Here is a 14963-nt window from a genome sequence, read left to right as displayed (position 1 = left end):
CCGCCGACGTGCGGGTCGGGCGAGAGCAGCATCATGAAGAGTTACGGGAATGGGTGCGCGGGGGTGCGCAGGGCGGCGGAGGCTGCCTGACCGTGGAGGGCGAACCCGGCGCGGGCCGGACCGCCTTCGTACGGGAGGCCCTCGCCCAGGCGGCGGCGCTCGGCTGCCGGGTCCGGTACGCGGCGGCCGACGCCCTCGCGGTGGACCTGCCGCTGCGGGCCGTACTGGACTGCGTGCACCCGGCGGGTCCCGCCCGGCCGCGGTCGTCGGCCTGCTGCGGGAGGCCGAGGCGGCGACCGAGCCCGGCGGCGCGCTGCTGGCGGCGATGGACCTGCTGACGGCCGGCGTCGAGGAGTGGTGCGCCCAGCGGCCGCTGCTGCTGGTGCTGGACGACGCGCACTGGGCGGATGCGGCCAGCCTGCTCCTGTGGCGGCGGCTGGCCGGGACGGCGGCGACCGGCCGGCTCCCGCTGATGCTGGCGGCGACCCGGCGGCCGCTGCCCCGCCGGCCCGGGGCGGAGCGGCTGTGCGCGGCGGTGGGCGGGCGCACGGTCCGGCTGGAGCCGCTGACGGCGGCGGAGTCGGCCGAACTGATCCGCGACCTGGTGGGGGCGCCGCCCGGGCCGCGACTGCGGGAGGCGGCGGAGCAGGCGGGCGGCAATCCCCGGCTGTTGCGGGAGCTCCTCGCCCAGTGGTCCGGGCTCGTCCGGGTCGAGGCGGGCTGCGCGGAACTGTCCGTCCCGGTGGCCGAGTTGCCGGCGCCGCCCGCCTCCCTGGGCCGGGGGCTCGACTGGCTCTCCGGGCCGGCGCGCACCACCCTGCGGCACGCCGCACTGCTGGGTCCGTCCTTCACCGCGCACGAGCTGGCCCTCGTACAGGCCAGGCCCGCACGGGAGTTGCTCGCGGACCTGGAGGAGCCGCTGCTGGCGGGGCTGCTGGAGGACACCGGGGACCTGTTGCGCTTCCGGCACCCGGCGCTGCGGCGGGTGCTGTCCGCCGAGACCCCCGGGGCGCTGCGCGCGGCCCTGCACCAGGATGCCGCACGGGCCTTCTCCGAGGCCGGGCTGGATCCGGCGCGGACCGCCGGGCAGCTGGTGCGCGCCGGACGGCTGAGCCCGTGGGCGGTGCGCTGGCTGGCCGACGCGGCGCCGGCGCTGATCGCCGCGGCGCCGGGCGCGGCGGCCGAACTGCTGGAGCGGGCCATCGCGCAGGGCGACCCGCGGGAGCCGCGGACGCGGGAGGCGCTGGAGGAGCAGCTGGCGGACGCGGCCCTGATGCTGCGCCGCCCGGAGTCGGCGGGTCTCCTCGAGGCGCTGCGGGCCCGGACCACGGATCCCGACCGGCGGGCGGCGGTGGACTTCAAACTGGTGTCGGCGCTGATGATCCAGGGGGACATGGCCCGCTCCCTGGACGTCACCGAGCGGGCCCTGGCCGAGGAGTTCCCTTCGGCGGCCTGGCGGCTCAGGCTGGAAGCCTGCCGGGTGCTGGCGCTGGCCGATCTGCACCGGGCGGCCGAGGCGTTCGCGCTGGCCGGGCCGCTGGTGGCGCGGGCGCGGCGGCTGGCCGATCCGCTGTGTGCGGCGGAGGCCCATCACGCCCTGTCGTACGCGCTGTTCCATCTGGGCCGCGGCCGGGACTCGCTGCACCAGGTGGCGGAGGGGATCGTCTGCGCGCGGCGCAGCCCGGCCGCCAACGACATGCGGTTGCTGCTGCTGGCGAACCAGGCGGAGGGCCACATGCGCTTCGACGAGCCGGAGATCGTGGCCGCCGCCCTGCGGGAGGCACGGGAGCTGGCGGCCGCGACCGGCTCCACGGGGCGGCTGGTGGTGACCGAGGCCCGGCTCGCCGAGTTCCACTACCGGCTCGGCGACTGGGACGAGGCCCTGTCCGCGGTGGCCCGGGCATGCGCTCTGCCGGTGTCCGACGGCTGGCTGCCGGTGGTGGTGCACGGGCTGCGGGCGCTGGTGCTGGGCCACCGCGGCGAGCGGGAGGCGGCGCAGGCGGAGCTCGCGGGCCTGCCGGACGATGCCTTCGCCACGCCCGGGGCACGCCGGTACGCCTCCCACGTCCAGCTGGCGCGGGCCCTGTTGGCGGAGCGGGACGGCCGCCCGGCCGACGCGCTGCGCGCGCTGCGGCCCGGGCCGGCGGACGGCGCGGAGGCAGCGGAGGACCTGGTGTCGTACGAGCGGCCCTGGGTGCTGTCGGAGATCGTCCGGCTGGCCCTGGAGAGCGGGGAGAGCGGCACGGCGCGGGAGGCGGTGGCGGCGTGCGGACGCATCGCGGCGGCGCTGCCGGACCATCCGGGTCCGGCGCTGGCGCTGCTGCGCTGCCGGGGCCTGTTCGCGCAGGATCCGGACCTGCTGGCGGAGGCGGTGCTGCTCGGGGAGCGCGGCGGGTGGCCGCTGATGCTGGGACACACGCTGGAGGACCTGGCGGTGGCGCGGGCCTGGCACGGCGACCTGGCCGGGTCGCGGTCGGCGCTGACCCGCGCGGTGGCGGCGTACGAGGACCTCGGGGCGCGGTGGGACGTGGCCCGGGCCGATGCCCGGCTGCGGAGCCTGGGGGTGCGCCGGGGCAGCCGGTCGGCGCGGCGGCGGCCGGCGAACGGCTGGGAGGCGCTGACCCCGGCCGAGCTGAAGGTGGCGCTGCTGGTGGCGCAGGGCCGCTCCAATCCGGAGATCGCGAGTGCGCTGTTCCTCTCCCGGCGGACGGTGCAGACGCACGTGTCGCACATCCTGGCGAAGCTGCAGGTCCGCTCGCGGGCGGCGGTGGCGGCTCAGGCGGCGGCCCGTGCGTCGGGGGCGCCGGGGCCGTAGCCGGGCATGACGGCGCGCAGCGCCCGCAAGGCGTAGTAGGTACGGGACTTCACGGTCCCGGGCGGCACTCCGAGCGCCTCGGCGGCCTCGCAGACCGAGGCCCCGCGGAAGTAGATCTGTACGAGCACGGCGCGGTGCTCGGGGCTGAGTAATCGCAGGGCTTCGCGGACGTCGAGGACGGCGACGGCCTGCTCGGTGCGGTCGTCGGCGGCCGGAGAGAACTCCAGGGCGTCCGGCCCGACCTCGGCGGGGCGCACCTGGCGGGCCCGCCGGGCGTCGATGGCGAGGCGCCGGCCCACGGTGTACAGCCAGGGCCGCATGGAGGCGTGGGCGCTCTCCAGCGCCTCGGGGTGCTTCCAGGCGCGGAAGAGGGTCTCCTGGACGAGGTCCTCGGCACGGTGACGGTCGCCGAAGGTCAGGCCGAGGAGGAAGGCGTAAAGGGCTTTGCCGTGCTCCTTGTGCAGCCGGGCGAGTGCGTGTGCGTCGGTGTGGCGGGGGAGGGTGCTGGTACTGGTCACGGCGGTGCTGGTACTGGTCACGGCGTGCCCCTTCCAGGTCGGTGACCTGAGCGTGACGGAGCAGTGCCGTGGAGTTATCCGCCGCTTGACGTATCCGCCCTGCGGGTCGCCAACCGGTCGAACGGCGCGCCGAACGGTTGCCCCCTGCGGGCCGCCTGCTGGGGCTCCGCCCCAGACCCCGCGCCTCAAACGCCGGCGGGGCTGAATTTTGGCTGAGCTGCACTCGCACGTGCCGCCCGGCGGCAATTCCAGCCCCGCCGGCGTTTGAGGCGCGGGGGTCTGGGGGCGGAGCCCCCAGCAGCGGACCCTCGCGCGGGTACGCCGCAGCCCCCGGCCAACGGGTGGCCGGGGGCTGCGGGAAAGGGGGAGGCCTAGCTCCAGCTGGCGTGCAGCGGCTTGCCCTCCGCGTAACCGGCGGCGGACTGGACCCCGACCACGGCCTTCTCCTCGAACTCCGCGAGGGACCCGGCACCGGCGTAGGTGCACGACGACCGCACGCCCGCGATGATCGAGTCGATCAGGTCCTCGACGCCCGGACGGGCCGGGTCGAGGAACATCCGCGAGGTGGAGATGCCCTCCTCGAACAGACCCTTGCGGGCACGGTCGTAGGCCGACTCCTCGCTCGTACGGTTCTGCACCGCACGCGCCGAGGCCATGCCGAAGGACTCCTTGTACAGGCGCCCGTCGGCGGACTGCTGGAGGTCGCCCGGGGACTCGTACGTACCGGCGAACCAGGAGCCGATCATGACGTTGGACGCACCGGCGGCCAGCGCCATCGCCACGTCACGCGGGTGACGGACGCCGCCGTCGGCCCACACGTGCTTGCCGTACTTCTTGGCCTCCGCCGCGCACTCCAGCACCGCGGAGAACTGCGGGCGGCCCACGCCGGTCATCATGCGGGTGGTGCACATGGCGCCGGGGCCCACACCGACCTTGATGATGTCCGCGCCGGCCTCGATCAGATCGCGCACGCCCTCGGCGGCGACGATGTTGCCGGCCACGATCGGGACCTGCGGGTCCAGCGCGCGGACGGCCTTGATCGCGTTGATCATCGACTCCTGGTGGCCGTGCGCCGTGTCGATGACGAGCGTGTCCACGCCCGCGTCGAGCAGCTGCTTGGCCTTGGCCGCGAAGTCGCCGTTGATCCCGACGGCGGCCGCGATGCGCAGCTTCCCGCCCGCGTCGGTGGCCGGCGTGTACAGGGTCGCGCGCAGCGCGCCCTTGCGGGTCAGGATGCCGACGAGCTTGCCGTCCTTGTCGACGGCCGGGGCCAGCTTGCGGTGGCCCGCGTCGAGCTTGTTGAACGCCTCGCGGGGGTCGATGTCGGCGTCGATGAGCAGCAGCTCCTTCGACATGACCTCGGAGAGCTGGGTGAAGCGGTCCACGCCGGTGAGGTCGTGGTCGGTGACGACGCCGATCGGGCGGCCCTCGTCGTCGACGACGACGCCGGCGCCGTGGGCGCGCTTGGGCAGCAGGGACAGCGCGTCGGCGACGGTCTGGGTGGGCGCCAGCGTGATCGGGGTGTCGAGCACGTGGTGGCGGGTCTTCACCCAGGAGATGACGTCGGTGACGATCTCGATCGGGATGTCCTGCGGGATGACGACGATCCCGCCGCGGCGGGCGACCGTCTCGGCCATCCGGCGGCCCGCGATCGCGGTCATGTTCGCCACGACGAGCGGAATGGTGGTGCCGGTGCCGTCGGGCGCGGAAAGGTCGACGGCCTGACGGGAGCCCACCGCGGAGCGGCTCGGCACCATGAACACATCGTCGTACGTCAGGTCGTACGGCGGCTTCTGGTCATTGAGGAAACGCACGTGCTGAACATCCCAGTCGATCGAAGGATCCATCTATGGCCTCGACAGGGCAGCCGAGGAAACGCACGTACTTCATTCTCCCATGACCCGGGGTTTACGCCGCCCGTGCCGATCGTCCAGGACATTCCGGGCCGTCTGGTTCTTTCCTACGGGACCTTGGTCCTGCGGCGGTGGATCGGCCGGCGGCCGGCCACCAGCGGGAGGGCCGATCCGCCGTGCCGGACCGCCGTGAACTCGGCGGCGATGGCCAGGGCCGTCTCCTCCGGGGTTCCGCCGCCCAGGTCGAGGCCGATCGGGGAGCGCAGCCGGTCCAGCGCCTCCTGCGGCACTCCTTCCGCGCGCAGCCGCTCGACCCGTTCGGCGTGGGTGCGCCGCGATCCCATGGCTCCGACGTAGGTCAGCGGCAGCCGCAGGGCGAGTGACAGGAGCGGTACGTCGAACTTGGCGTCGTGGGTGAGGACGCAGACGGCGGTACGGGAGTCCAGCCGGCCCGCGTCCCATTCCGCGGCCAGGTGCCGGTGCGGCCAGTCGACGATCACCTCGTCGGCGCCGGGGAAGCGGGCCGGGGTCGCGAAGACGGGCCGGGCGTCGCACACGGTGACCCGGTGTCCGAGGAAGGCGCCCATCCGGGCGAGGGAGGCGGCGAAGTCGATGGCGCCGTAGACGATCAGCCGGGGCGGCTCGGCGGCCGACTCGACCAGCAGGGTCAGCGGCTCCCCGCACAGTCCGCCCGCCGTGCCGAGTTCGGCGGTGCCGGTGCGGCCCGCCAGCAGCAGGGCCCGTACCCGCTCGGCCGCCTCCCGGTCCAGGGCGGCGCCGCCGCCCAGCCCGCCCTCGTACGATCCGTCGGCGTGGACGGCGAGCGCCCGGCCGAGCTGCGACGGCGGGCCGGAGACCACCCGGGCCAGTGCGGCCCGCGTACCGCCGGCGGCGGCGTCGAGCACCGAGCCGAGGACCGGCCGGACGGGGTCGCCGCCGCGTACCGGGGTGACCAGGACGTCGAGGACTCCCCCGCATGTGAGTCCCACGGCGAAGGCGTCGTCGTCGCTGTAGCCGAAGCGGTGCAGGCCGCCCTCGCCGGACTCGATGGCGTCGAGGCAGAGCTCGTGCACGGCGGACTCCACACAGCCCCCGGAGATGGAGCCGAGGGCGGTGCCCCGGTCGTCGACGGCGAGCGAGGCGCCCGGTCCGCGGGGCGCGCTACCGCTGACGGCGACCACGGTGGCCAGGGCGAATTCCCGGCGCGCGGCACACCACGCGCGTAGCTCGTCGGCTATGTCGAGCATCAGCGGATGTACTCGCGTCTGGGGGTCTGCCCGGGGATGAGCGGTCGAGGCGGCAGGACGGCGGGTGGCCGGGGTGTGGCGGCGGAGCGGGTCGCGGCGGAGCGGGCGGGTCCGGGGTACTCCCCCAGGCTCCGTCCGGGCACGCCCCCGCCGGGTGCGCGGTCCCGTGCGCCGAGGAGTCTGGCCGCGTGGGCCACGCTCGCCAGGGTGGCGTGGTGGTGCCAGCCCCGGAAGGAGCGGCCCTCGAAGTCCCGGATGCCCACGGGTTCGCAGGTCTCGGTGAAGTCGAGGGAGACGCGGTCGGTGAGTTTGGCGAGCAGGAACAGCTGGGCGAGCGGCCGGTCGCCGATGTTGGTGATCCAGAACTCGGAGGGCAGCAGGGCGGCTTCGGTCCAGGCCCCGACCAGCAGCAGCGGGGTGGTGGGCGCGGGTGTGGGCCGGTCCTCGCTGGGGGTGGCGAGGATCGAGGCCGAGGTCAGCAGGGTCACCGCGCCCTCGGCCCGGCCGTGCCGGGTCCATTCGACGACGCGGCGCTGGGAGCGCAGGGAGTCGATGAGCTCGCGGGCGGGTGCGGTGTGCGGGCCGGGCTTGTGGCGGCCGGCGCCGCCGAAGGAGACGGGCAGCGAGCCGTCGACCTTGAAGACGAAGGGGATGTCCTGGAGGGCGAAGGACTCGATGCTCTGCGGGAGATCGCCGTTGGCGACCTCCATCACCACGGGCCGGCGCTGGAGTTGCCAGGTGGCGGCCATCCGCTGGACGGCGTGTACGGCGTCCTGGGCGGGGGTGAGGGAGCGGGCCGTGTCGGGGATTCCGGCCCTTCGGCGACGCAGGAGTTCGCTGGTCCAGGGCCCCGGGAGGGTGAGGGTCCATTCGACCGGGAAGCTGGCCTCGCTGGAGGCCAGCCAGATCCCGCTGGCCTGCTGACAGTTGGCGGTGCGACCGAGCTGCGGGACGAACTGCCGGCCCACGCCGACCGAGCGGTCGCCGGCCTTCTCTATGACCATGGGCTGGAGCACCCAGGCCAACGGGCGCTGTGCGGTGCGTTCGAGGTGCTGCGCGAGGGAGCGGCGGACCGGGGTCCAGTCCCAGGGGGACTTGCTGATGAACTGCTGAAGGCTCTGCTCTACGGAACTGGCTCCGGTTCCGGCGATGTTGCGGATTGTTTTCTTCCCTTTAGTCCGCACGAGGCCGTTCAGATAAACGCGGGCCCAGTTTCGCTGGTCCCGCCGGGGTAAGGACTCGAAGAGAAGAGAGATCAGTACATCGATCAATTCGGAGATTTCCTTCGTGGATTCCTCCGGCAGGACTACGCGAGCCATCTGGGCCTCCCCCGCGACCAGCTAGATCCAATACCCTACTTGACCGCGAAGAACGGCCGTAGGCCCCGGCGGCTACTTCCTGAGGTCGCTCGCAGTTTCGAGCCGCTCTTCCTCTACCACGAGGGGGATGGGGATCTGGTTCGCCGCATAGTAGATCGCGATCAGGAAGTGCGCGACAAGAGTGAGCGGTGCGGAGAAGAACGCCAGGACCACGGTCAAGGGGTAGGCGATGGCGCCGAGGCCGAACCGCACGCGCGTCGCCCGGGCGCCTTCCTTGTCGACCGTTTCGTGGAAGAGGTGGCCGACCCGGGTGACGTACCACCAGAAGGCCAGGAACGCCAAGGCATAGGCCACGGTGACGAGGCTGTAGAGGACGGCCGCCGGGGTGGCGGAGCCTTCCTCCATGAGGTGTTCGGCGAGGACGTTGGTGGTGTAGGGAATCACCGATACCACCATGAGCACCAGGAGATTCAGGAACAACAGCGGCCGGTCGACCCGCTTGAGGTGACTGAAGATGGTGTGGTGGTTCACCCACATCACGCCGATGATGAGGAAGCTCACCACATAGGCTGCGTAATGCGGCCACTGTTCCCAAACTCCGTGCCAGAAGTCGGATCCCGTTTCTTCCGGAACCTTCAATTCCAGGACGAGGATGGTAATGATGATGGCAAATACACCATCACTGAATGCCTCGACCCGTCCGGTTTCGCGTTCCATGGCCTCCCCTTCACCACTTCTTGCATATATCTACGACCTGCCACACATACGGGGAGGGCGCACACCCACCGCCCTCCCCGCACACGCTACCCAGATTTCCGGGATCAGCCGCCGAACCCGGCCGTCTGCCGCCAGATTCGGCCATCGCGGACCACAAGTGTCCCGAACGCGTGCTCCGGTTCACCGTTCAGGTTCATGATCGCCCGGTAGAAGATGGTGTCGTCCGTCTCGATGTACTCCTGGAGTTCCACCAGCGTGGGCTTCACGGTGAGATATCCGGTGAACGTCTCGCGAACGGCGTCGATGCCGACCGAGACGCCCTCGAAGCGCAACAGCACCGCGTCGTCGGTGTAGTTCTTCATGACCGCCTCGATGTCCAGGGCGGCCAGCGCTTCCATCTGGCGCACGAACACCGGGTGCAGCTTGGAGATGTCGTACTTGGCCATGTCGACTCCGATCATTCAACTGGTGGAGGTGGGTACTTCTGGTGTTGCGGCAGGTGGGGCGCAGGACTGGGCGCCGCCGGCGAAGGGCAGCCGGACCACCATCCGGGTCTCGCCCGGACGCGAGCGGGCCGTGATGGACCCGTGGTGGCGCTGGGTCACGATGCGGTAGCTGAGGTGCAGCCCCAGGCCCGTGCCCTTGCCCACGTCCTTGGTGGTGTAGAAGGGTTCGAAGATCCGCGGCAGGGATTTCTCCGGGATGCCGCGGCCGGTGTCGGTGATCTCCACGACCATGCAGATGCCCTCGGCCCGGGCGCGCAGCGTGAGTATGCCGGAACCCTCCATGGCCTCGGCCGAGTTGTCGACCAGGTTGGTCCACACCTGGTTCAACTCGCTCGGATAGCCCGTCAGTTCGGGCAGGCCGGGTTCGTACTCCCGCACGATGCTGATCCCGGCGAGCTTGGCACGCAGCACGACCAGCGTGTTCTCCAGTCCGTCGGTCACCTGGAAGCTCTGTTCGGGGGCGCGGTCGAGATTGGCGTAATCCCGGGTGGCGGAGACGAGTTGGGAGATCCGCGGACCGGCCGCCCGGAGCTCCGCGGCGAGCGAGCGGATCTCCAGGAGCGCCGCCAGGTGGTCGAGTGCGGCCGGCAGGGAGGGCTCGCCGACCCCCTCCAGCCGTTCCAGCAGCCAGCCCAGCTCCAGCCCGAGGTCCGAGACCCCCGAGCCGAGCAGGCCGGGCCGCTCGGTGCCCGCCTCCTCCGCCCAGTCGGCGATCTCCTCCTCGGCGTCGGCCTGGGCGAGCGGGTCGGTGATCACCGGTGGCGGGAGCTTGTCCAGCTCGTCCGCCAGCCGGTCGAACACGGAGCGCTCCGCGCCGGTGGCGGCCGCGCCCCAGGCCTGGGCGGTGCGGGTGAGCCGGTCCAGGGCGGGGGCCAGTTCCTGCGCGGCCCGGGCCACGGCGGCCGCCGGGTTGTTCAGCTCGTGGGCCAGGCCGGCGGCCAGGGTGCCGAGCGCCTCCACGGTGGCCCGCTTGCGGGCCTGCACCTCGGAGGACTTGATCCGCCAGGCCAGCACCGGGATCAGTACGGCGGCCACCCCGTGGCAGCGGGTCAGCATCTCGAAGAAGACCGGCTTCGTATACGCCACGACGGTGGTCGACGGCCCGCTCGCGGCCGCGGTGGCCACGTAGGAGCCCTCGGTCAGCAGGGGCAGTTCACCGGTGAACCGGTGGGCGGCGGACGGTTTGCCGTCGTGCTCCTCGGCGGCGGCGCTCTCCTCCTCGGTGGAGTGCCGGGTGAGCACCTCCTCCCGGCCGTCGACCACCTTGGTGACGACCAGCCCGCCCGAGAGCAGGACGTGGAAGCCGGTCGCCTCCTCACCGTCGCGGAAGAGGACCTCCCCGTCGGCGAGGACCCGCGGCTCGGAGACCGACACCAGCCAGTCCAGCTGGTCGTCGGTGATCCCGGCGAAGATCTCCAGTCCGTGCAGGGCGGACCTCAGTTCCAGGTCGTTCACACCGCCCTCCCCTCGGCCCGGGTACGGGCGGCCAGTCGCACGGTGACGAGCAGGGCCAGGGCGCACACCGCGGCGACGGCGGCCATGAAGCCGACCGAGGTGCGGTGCAGGCCGTGGATGTTGGTGAGCATCCCGGCGAGGACCGCCGGCACGCTCATCGCGAGGTACGCGAACACGTAGACGGCGGCGGTCAGTTCGCCGCGGTGTGCCGGGTCGGCGAGTCCGCTCAGCGCGCGGAAGGAGCCGAGGAAGGCCGCGCCCCAGCCGCTGCCGAGCACCGCGGTGGCCACCAGGAACACGGCGGCCGAGCCGAGGCCCAGTGCGAGCAGGACCAGGCCGAGTCCGGCGAGCAGTCCGCACAGCCCGAGCACGGCGGTGCGCAGGGCCTCGGTGCGGCCCAGCATCAGCTGGGCCACGGTGGCCGCGCCCGCGAGCAGGGCGACCGTGCCGCCGCCGACGAGGTAGTTGGTGGACTCCAGCAGCGAGAGCGCCAGGTGCGGGCCGAGCGAGAGGTAGAAGCCGCCCACCGACCAGACCGCGACGATGGTCAGGACGAGGACGGCGAACGTGCCGCGGGAGCCGGCCGGCACGTGGATCCGGTGCGGGACCACCCGGAAGCGGCCCCCCGCCCCCGGTGCGCTCTCCCGCATCCGGACCACGCCCACCAGGGTCACGGCGAAGGCCCCGATCAGCAGCACGTAGCTCAGGACCGTCGGCGCGGGGGCGAACTGGACGAGGAGGCCGGCCCCGATCCCGCCGAGCCCGATCCCCACGGTCGGCCCGGCGCTGTTGACCTGGGCGCCGAGCGCGGGCCGGGACGCGGGGCTGAGTTCCAGCAGGGCCGCGCCCATCGCCCCGGTGGCCAGGCCCACGGCCAGCCCCTGTACGGCGCGGGCGGCGAGCAGCAGCCCCAGCCCCTGGGCCCCGGCGAACAGTCCCATCGAGACGATCGCCAGGACCAGCCCGGCGCCCAGGACGGGGCGCCGGCCGAGGGTGTCGGACAGCGACCCGAACAGCAGGAGCCCGGCGAGCACGGTCACCGCGTACAGGGCGAAGACCACCGTGATGGTGCCGGAGGACAGCCCCCACTTCTCCTGGTAGAGCACGTAGAGGGCGGAGGGCACGGAGGAGGAGAGCATGAGCAGGACGAGGACCGCGCCCACCAGCCAGAAGCCGGAGGCTCTGGGCGCGCCGGCCGCTGGTGCGGCTGGGTGCACGCTGACCCCCGTGGTCGTCTTCGATGTGTCGGCCACTGCTTGCTCAACTCCCCCGTGATGAGCCCCTGAGAGGGCCCGTGATGTGCGGGTCAGGCGAGGGCCTGGGCCCTTGCCAGTGCGCGGGCCGTGAGCACCCCCGCGAGATGGCCCAGGTACTCGGCCGAGGTGCCGCGCCCGGGGACGAACAGCTCCCGGGGCTCGGCGCGGAAGGCCGCGAGGACGGCGTCCGTGGTGTACGGGCCCCCGCGCAGCCGGTCTTCGACCCCGCGCAGGCGCAGCGGGCGGGCGGTGGCCCCGGTGACGGCGATGCGCGGCCCGTCGGGGGTGACCCGTACGGCGGTGGCGCACACCGGGTAGCGGGTGGCCCGGTCGGCGGTCTTCTCGAAGGCGCCGGCCCGCCCGGCCCCGGGCACCAGCAGGGCGGTGACGACCGTGCCCGCGGGTGCGCCCGAAGCCGCGAACTCCTCGGCCGTTACGGTCGACAGCCCGCCGGGACCGGCCAGTTCGACCAGGGCGTCGGCGGCGATGGCGGCCACCGGCAGGTCGGTGGCGCGCCCGTCGGCGGCGAGGTTGCCGCCGACGGTGCCGAGGTTGCGGACCTGGGGGTCGCCGTTGGCGCGGGCCGCGGCGGCCAGCTCCGGTGCTCCGGCGAGGACCAGCGGGTCCGCGGAGAGCTCGGCGAGGGTGGTGAGGGCCCCGATCCGCAGTCCCCCGGGGCCGCGGGCGATGCCGCGCAGCTCCTCGAGCCGGCGGATGTCGACCAGCAGCCGGGCCTGTTCGGCCCCGGTGCGCAGGTCGGGCAGCAGGCTCTGCCCCCCGGCCAGCACCCGGGCGCCGGGCGTCCCGGACAGCAGGGTCAGTGCCTCGTCGAGGCCGACGGGCCGGACGTAGTCGAACTCGGTGAGGATCACTGGCTTTCCCCTCTCAGGCGGCGCCAGACCTTCTCGGGGGTGAGGGGCATGTCGATGTGCCGGACACCCAGGTCGGAGAGGGCGTCGACGACGGCGTTGACGACGGCCGCGGCGGGCGGGACGGTGGCGATCTCGCCGGCGCCCTTGGCGCCGAGCGGGTTGTGCGGGCTGGGCGTGACCGTCTTGTCGAGGTCGAAGAAGGGCACGTCGGCGGCGCGCGGCAGGGCGTAGTGGTTGAGGTCGGAGCTGACGAGCAGCCCGTTCTCGTCGTACTCGGCGGCTTCCATGAGGGCCTGGCCGAGGCCGTGGACGATGCTGCCCTCGATCTGGCCGAGGACCACCTTCGGGTTGCCGATGTTCCCGGCGTCGTCGACGGCGGTGTAGGCCACCACCTCGGTCTCGCCGGTGAGTTCGTCGATCTCGACGACCGCGACGTGTGATCCGAAGGGGTAGTTGAAGTCCGGCGGGTCGAAGTGGGTGGTCTCGTCGAGCGCGGGCTCGATCTCCGGGGGCAGGCCCCAGCCGTACCACATGGCCATCGCCAGTTCGGCGAAGGTCTTGGTGTTCTCCTCGTTGCCCTCTTCGTAGACCTTGCCGCCCGCGTAGACGACCTTGTCCTCGGGGATGCCCAGGAAGACGGCGCCGGCCCGGACCAGCTTGGCCTTGAGCTTCCGGGCGGTGAGCGCCACGGCGGGCGCGGCCATGCTGTAGGAGCGGGAGCCGTAGGTGCCCTGTCCGTACGGGGCCTTGAGCGTGTCCCCCTCGTAGACCTGGACCTGGGCCGGGTCGATGCCGAGCTCGTCGGCGGCGACCTGGGCGAAGACGGTGCCGTGGCTCTGGCCGGTGGAGGCCGAGCCGACGGTGACGGTGACCTCGCCGGTGGGGTGGACCCGGATGTTGGCGCTCTCCCAGGTTCCGCCCAGCATGCCCTCCTTGGACATCCGGGTGGAGGGGCCGACTCCGCAGATCGCCACGTAGGTGGCGAGTCCGACGCCGAGCCGCTTGCCGCGGGTGCGGGCCTCGGCCTTGCGGGCGGGCATGTCGGCGTAGCCGGACAGCTCGAGCGCCCGGTCGAAGTTCAGCTGGTAGTTCCCGGAGTCGTAGGTCCAGCCGAGGCCGTTGTCGTACGGGAACTTCTCCTTGGGCACCAGGTTCTTGCGCCGTACGGCCGCCGGGTCCATGCCGATCTCCGATGAGTACCGGTCGACGAGGCGCTCCATCAGGAAGGCGGCCTCGGCGCGCCCGCTGCCGCGCTGGGCGCCGAGCGAGACGGTGTTGGTGAAGGCGGCGTAGACCTCGCAGAAGGCGGCGTCGATGTCGTACATCCCGCTGATGGAGCGGCCCATGAGGGCGGTGGCCACACCGGGGCCGATCGTCGACGGGTACGCGCCGAGGTTGGCGTAGCTGGTGCAGCGCACTGCGGTGATGCGGCCGTCGCGGGTGCCGGCCAGGGTGACGTGCTGGCGGTGGTCGCGGCCCTGGACCGTGGAGTTCATCAGCCCGGTGCGGGTGTCCACCCACTTCACGGGCCGGCCCAGGGCCTTGGACAGCAGCAGGACCAGCGCCATGTCGGGGTACAGGTACCCCTTGGTGCCGAAGCTGCCGCCGACGGTCGGGGCGACCACCCGGAGCTTGTTGAAGGGGATGCCGAGGACCAGCGCGGAGAGCAGGAAGCGGTGGTTGTGCGGGCCCTGGGTGGAGGCGTAGAGCGTGTACTCGCCGGTGGCGGCGTTGTAGTCGCCGACCGCGCCCCGCGGCTCGATGGGGCTGTTGATGGTGCGCTGGTTCACCAGGTCGAGCTCTACGGTGACCTCGGCTTCGGCGATGGCCGCGTCGGTGCGGTCCTTGTCGCCGCAGGTCCAGTACGCGTTCAGGTTGCCCGGGACGGCCTCGTGCAGCTGGGGCGCGCCTTCGGCGAGCGCCTCGTCGGCCCGGGTGACCACGGGCAGCGGCTCGTACTCGACGGCGATGGCGGCGAGCGCGGCCGTGGCCTGGCGCGGGGTCTCGGCGACGACCACGGCGATGGGGTCGCCGACGTGGCGGACCGTGTCGCCGGTGAGGACCGGCCGGGCGCCGGGAAGTCCGTAGGGGTGGGGCGGGAAGTGGCTCTCGACCCCGCCGGGTATCCAGATGCAGGGCAGCGGCATGACGTCGGTGAAGTCGGCGGCGGTGGCCACCTTCAGCACTCCGGGCAGCTGCTCGGCCGCCTTGGTCTCGATGGAGAGGATCTTCGCGTGGGCGACCGGGCTGCCGAGGATCGCCATGTGGGCGGTGCCGGGCAGATCGATGTCCGCGACGTACGTGGCCTCTCCGCGCAGGAGCTGCGGGTCCTCGCGGCTGTCCAGCGGCCGGCCGAGGACGCCGTTGCCCGGGAGGGCGGTTTCCCCCGTCACTGTGGTCATGGC

Annotated in this window: 12 protein-coding genes; 2 read left to right on the top strand and 10 right to left on the bottom strand. The window is 72.9% G+C overall.

Annotation, left to right across the window (positions count from 1 at the left end; genetic code table 11):
* Positions 1-92 precede the first annotated feature (92 nt).
* Complete coding sequence (locus tag OHA89_RS30100) at positions 93-338, top strand: hypothetical protein (RefSeq protein ID WP_406367515.1); 246 nt, start codon at positions 93-95, stop codon at positions 336-338.
* Positions 326-2815, top strand: coding sequence for an ATP-binding protein (locus OHA89_RS30095; protein WP_406367514.1), 2490 nt, complete (start codon positions 326-328; stop codon positions 2813-2815). Before OHA89_RS30100 ends, OHA89_RS30095 begins: the two co-directional genes overlap by 13 nt.
* On the opposite strand, the gene OHA89_RS30090 is transcribed toward OHA89_RS30095, so the two are convergent.
* The 10 genes from OHA89_RS30090 to OHA89_RS30045 form a co-directional block, all read right to left on the bottom strand.
* A complete protein-coding gene (locus OHA89_RS30090; protein ID WP_406367512.1) occupies positions 2776-3354 on the bottom strand; it encodes a sigma-70 family RNA polymerase sigma factor in 579 nt (192 codons plus the stop codon). The two genes, OHA89_RS30095 and OHA89_RS30090, sit on opposite strands and share 40 nt — an antisense overlap.
* A gap of 350 nt (positions 3355-3704) precedes the next feature.
* On the bottom strand, positions 3705-5180 hold the full coding sequence (locus OHA89_RS30085) for a GuaB1 family IMP dehydrogenase-related protein (RefSeq protein WP_215147994.1): 1476 nt from the start codon (positions 5178-5180) through the stop codon (positions 3705-3707).
* 113 nt (positions 5181-5293) lie between these two features.
* Positions 5294-6433, bottom strand: coding sequence for an XdhC family protein (locus OHA89_RS30080; RefSeq protein ID WP_266610830.1), 1140 nt, complete (start codon positions 6431-6433; stop codon positions 5294-5296).
* Positions 6433-7752, bottom strand: coding sequence for a transposase (locus OHA89_RS30075; protein WP_266610828.1), 1320 nt, complete (start codon positions 7750-7752; stop codon positions 6433-6435). Before OHA89_RS30075 ends, OHA89_RS30080 begins: the two co-directional genes overlap by 1 nt.
* Before the next feature lie 72 nt (positions 7753-7824).
* The gene (locus tag OHA89_RS30070; protein ID WP_266610827.1) at positions 7825-8469 is read right to left on the bottom strand and encodes a TMEM175 family protein; all 645 of its coding nucleotides are present in this window, start codon (positions 8467-8469) and stop codon (positions 7825-7827) included.
* A 104-nt stretch (positions 8470-8573) separates the two neighbouring features.
* A complete protein-coding gene (locus OHA89_RS30065; protein WP_215147980.1) occupies positions 8574-8930 on the bottom strand; it encodes a nuclear transport factor 2 family protein in 357 nt (118 codons plus the stop codon).
* Positions 8931-10430, bottom strand: coding sequence for an ATP-binding protein (locus OHA89_RS30060; RefSeq protein ID WP_266610826.1), 1500 nt, complete (start codon positions 10428-10430; stop codon positions 8931-8933).
* Entirely contained in the window at positions 10427-11683 is a 1257-nt protein-coding gene (locus OHA89_RS30055) for an MFS transporter (RefSeq protein WP_257557271.1), read from the bottom strand. Before OHA89_RS30055 ends, OHA89_RS30060 begins: the two co-directional genes overlap by 4 nt.
* Positions 11684-11736: 53 nt before the next feature.
* Positions 11737-12558, bottom strand: coding sequence for a xanthine dehydrogenase family protein subunit M (locus tag OHA89_RS30050; RefSeq protein ID WP_266610824.1), 822 nt, complete (start codon positions 12556-12558; stop codon positions 11737-11739).
* Positions 12555-14960, bottom strand: a complete 2406-nt coding sequence (locus OHA89_RS30045; RefSeq protein WP_406367509.1) for a xanthine dehydrogenase family protein molybdopterin-binding subunit — start codon at positions 14958-14960, stop codon at positions 12555-12557. The genes OHA89_RS30050 and OHA89_RS30045 overlap by 4 nt, the downstream gene beginning before the upstream one ends.
* Positions 14961-14963: the final 3 nt, after the last annotated feature.

The sequence above is a fragment of the Streptomyces sp. NBC_01546 genome (genome assembly GCF_045208355.1).
Lineage (GTDB): Bacteria > Actinomycetota > Actinomycetes > Streptomycetales > Streptomycetaceae > Streptomyces.
The sequence above is the reverse complement of the archived record's forward strand: the minus strand, read 5'-3'. Positions and strand labels throughout refer to the sequence as shown.

Bases quoted from the DNA above. Each gene is read 5' to 3' on its own strand.
- OHA89_RS30095 (WP_406367514.1), top strand. From the start codon at position 326: ATGGACCTGCTGACGGCCGGCGTCGAGGAGTGGTGCGCCCAGCGGCCG.
- OHA89_RS30080 (WP_266610830.1), bottom strand. From the start codon at position 6,433: ATGCTCGACATAGCCGACGAGCTACGCGCGTGGTGTGCCGCGCGCCGG.
- OHA89_RS30065 (WP_215147980.1), bottom strand. From the start codon at position 8,930: ATGATCGGAGTCGACATGGCCAAGTACGACATCTCCAAGCTGCACCCG.
- OHA89_RS30085 (WP_215147994.1), bottom strand. From the start codon at position 5,180: ATGGATCCTTCGATCGACTGGGATGTTCAGCACGTGCGTTTCCTCAAT.
- OHA89_RS30045 (WP_406367509.1), bottom strand. From the start codon at position 14,960: ATGACCACAGTGACGGGGGAAACCGCCCTCCCGGGCAACGGCGTCCTC.
- OHA89_RS30070 (WP_266610827.1), bottom strand. From the start codon at position 8,469: ATGGAACGCGAAACCGGACGGGTCGAGGCATTCAGTGATGGTGTATTT.
- OHA89_RS30075 (WP_266610828.1), bottom strand. From the start codon at position 7,752: ATGGCTCGCGTAGTCCTGCCGGAGGAATCCACGAAGGAAATCTCCGAA.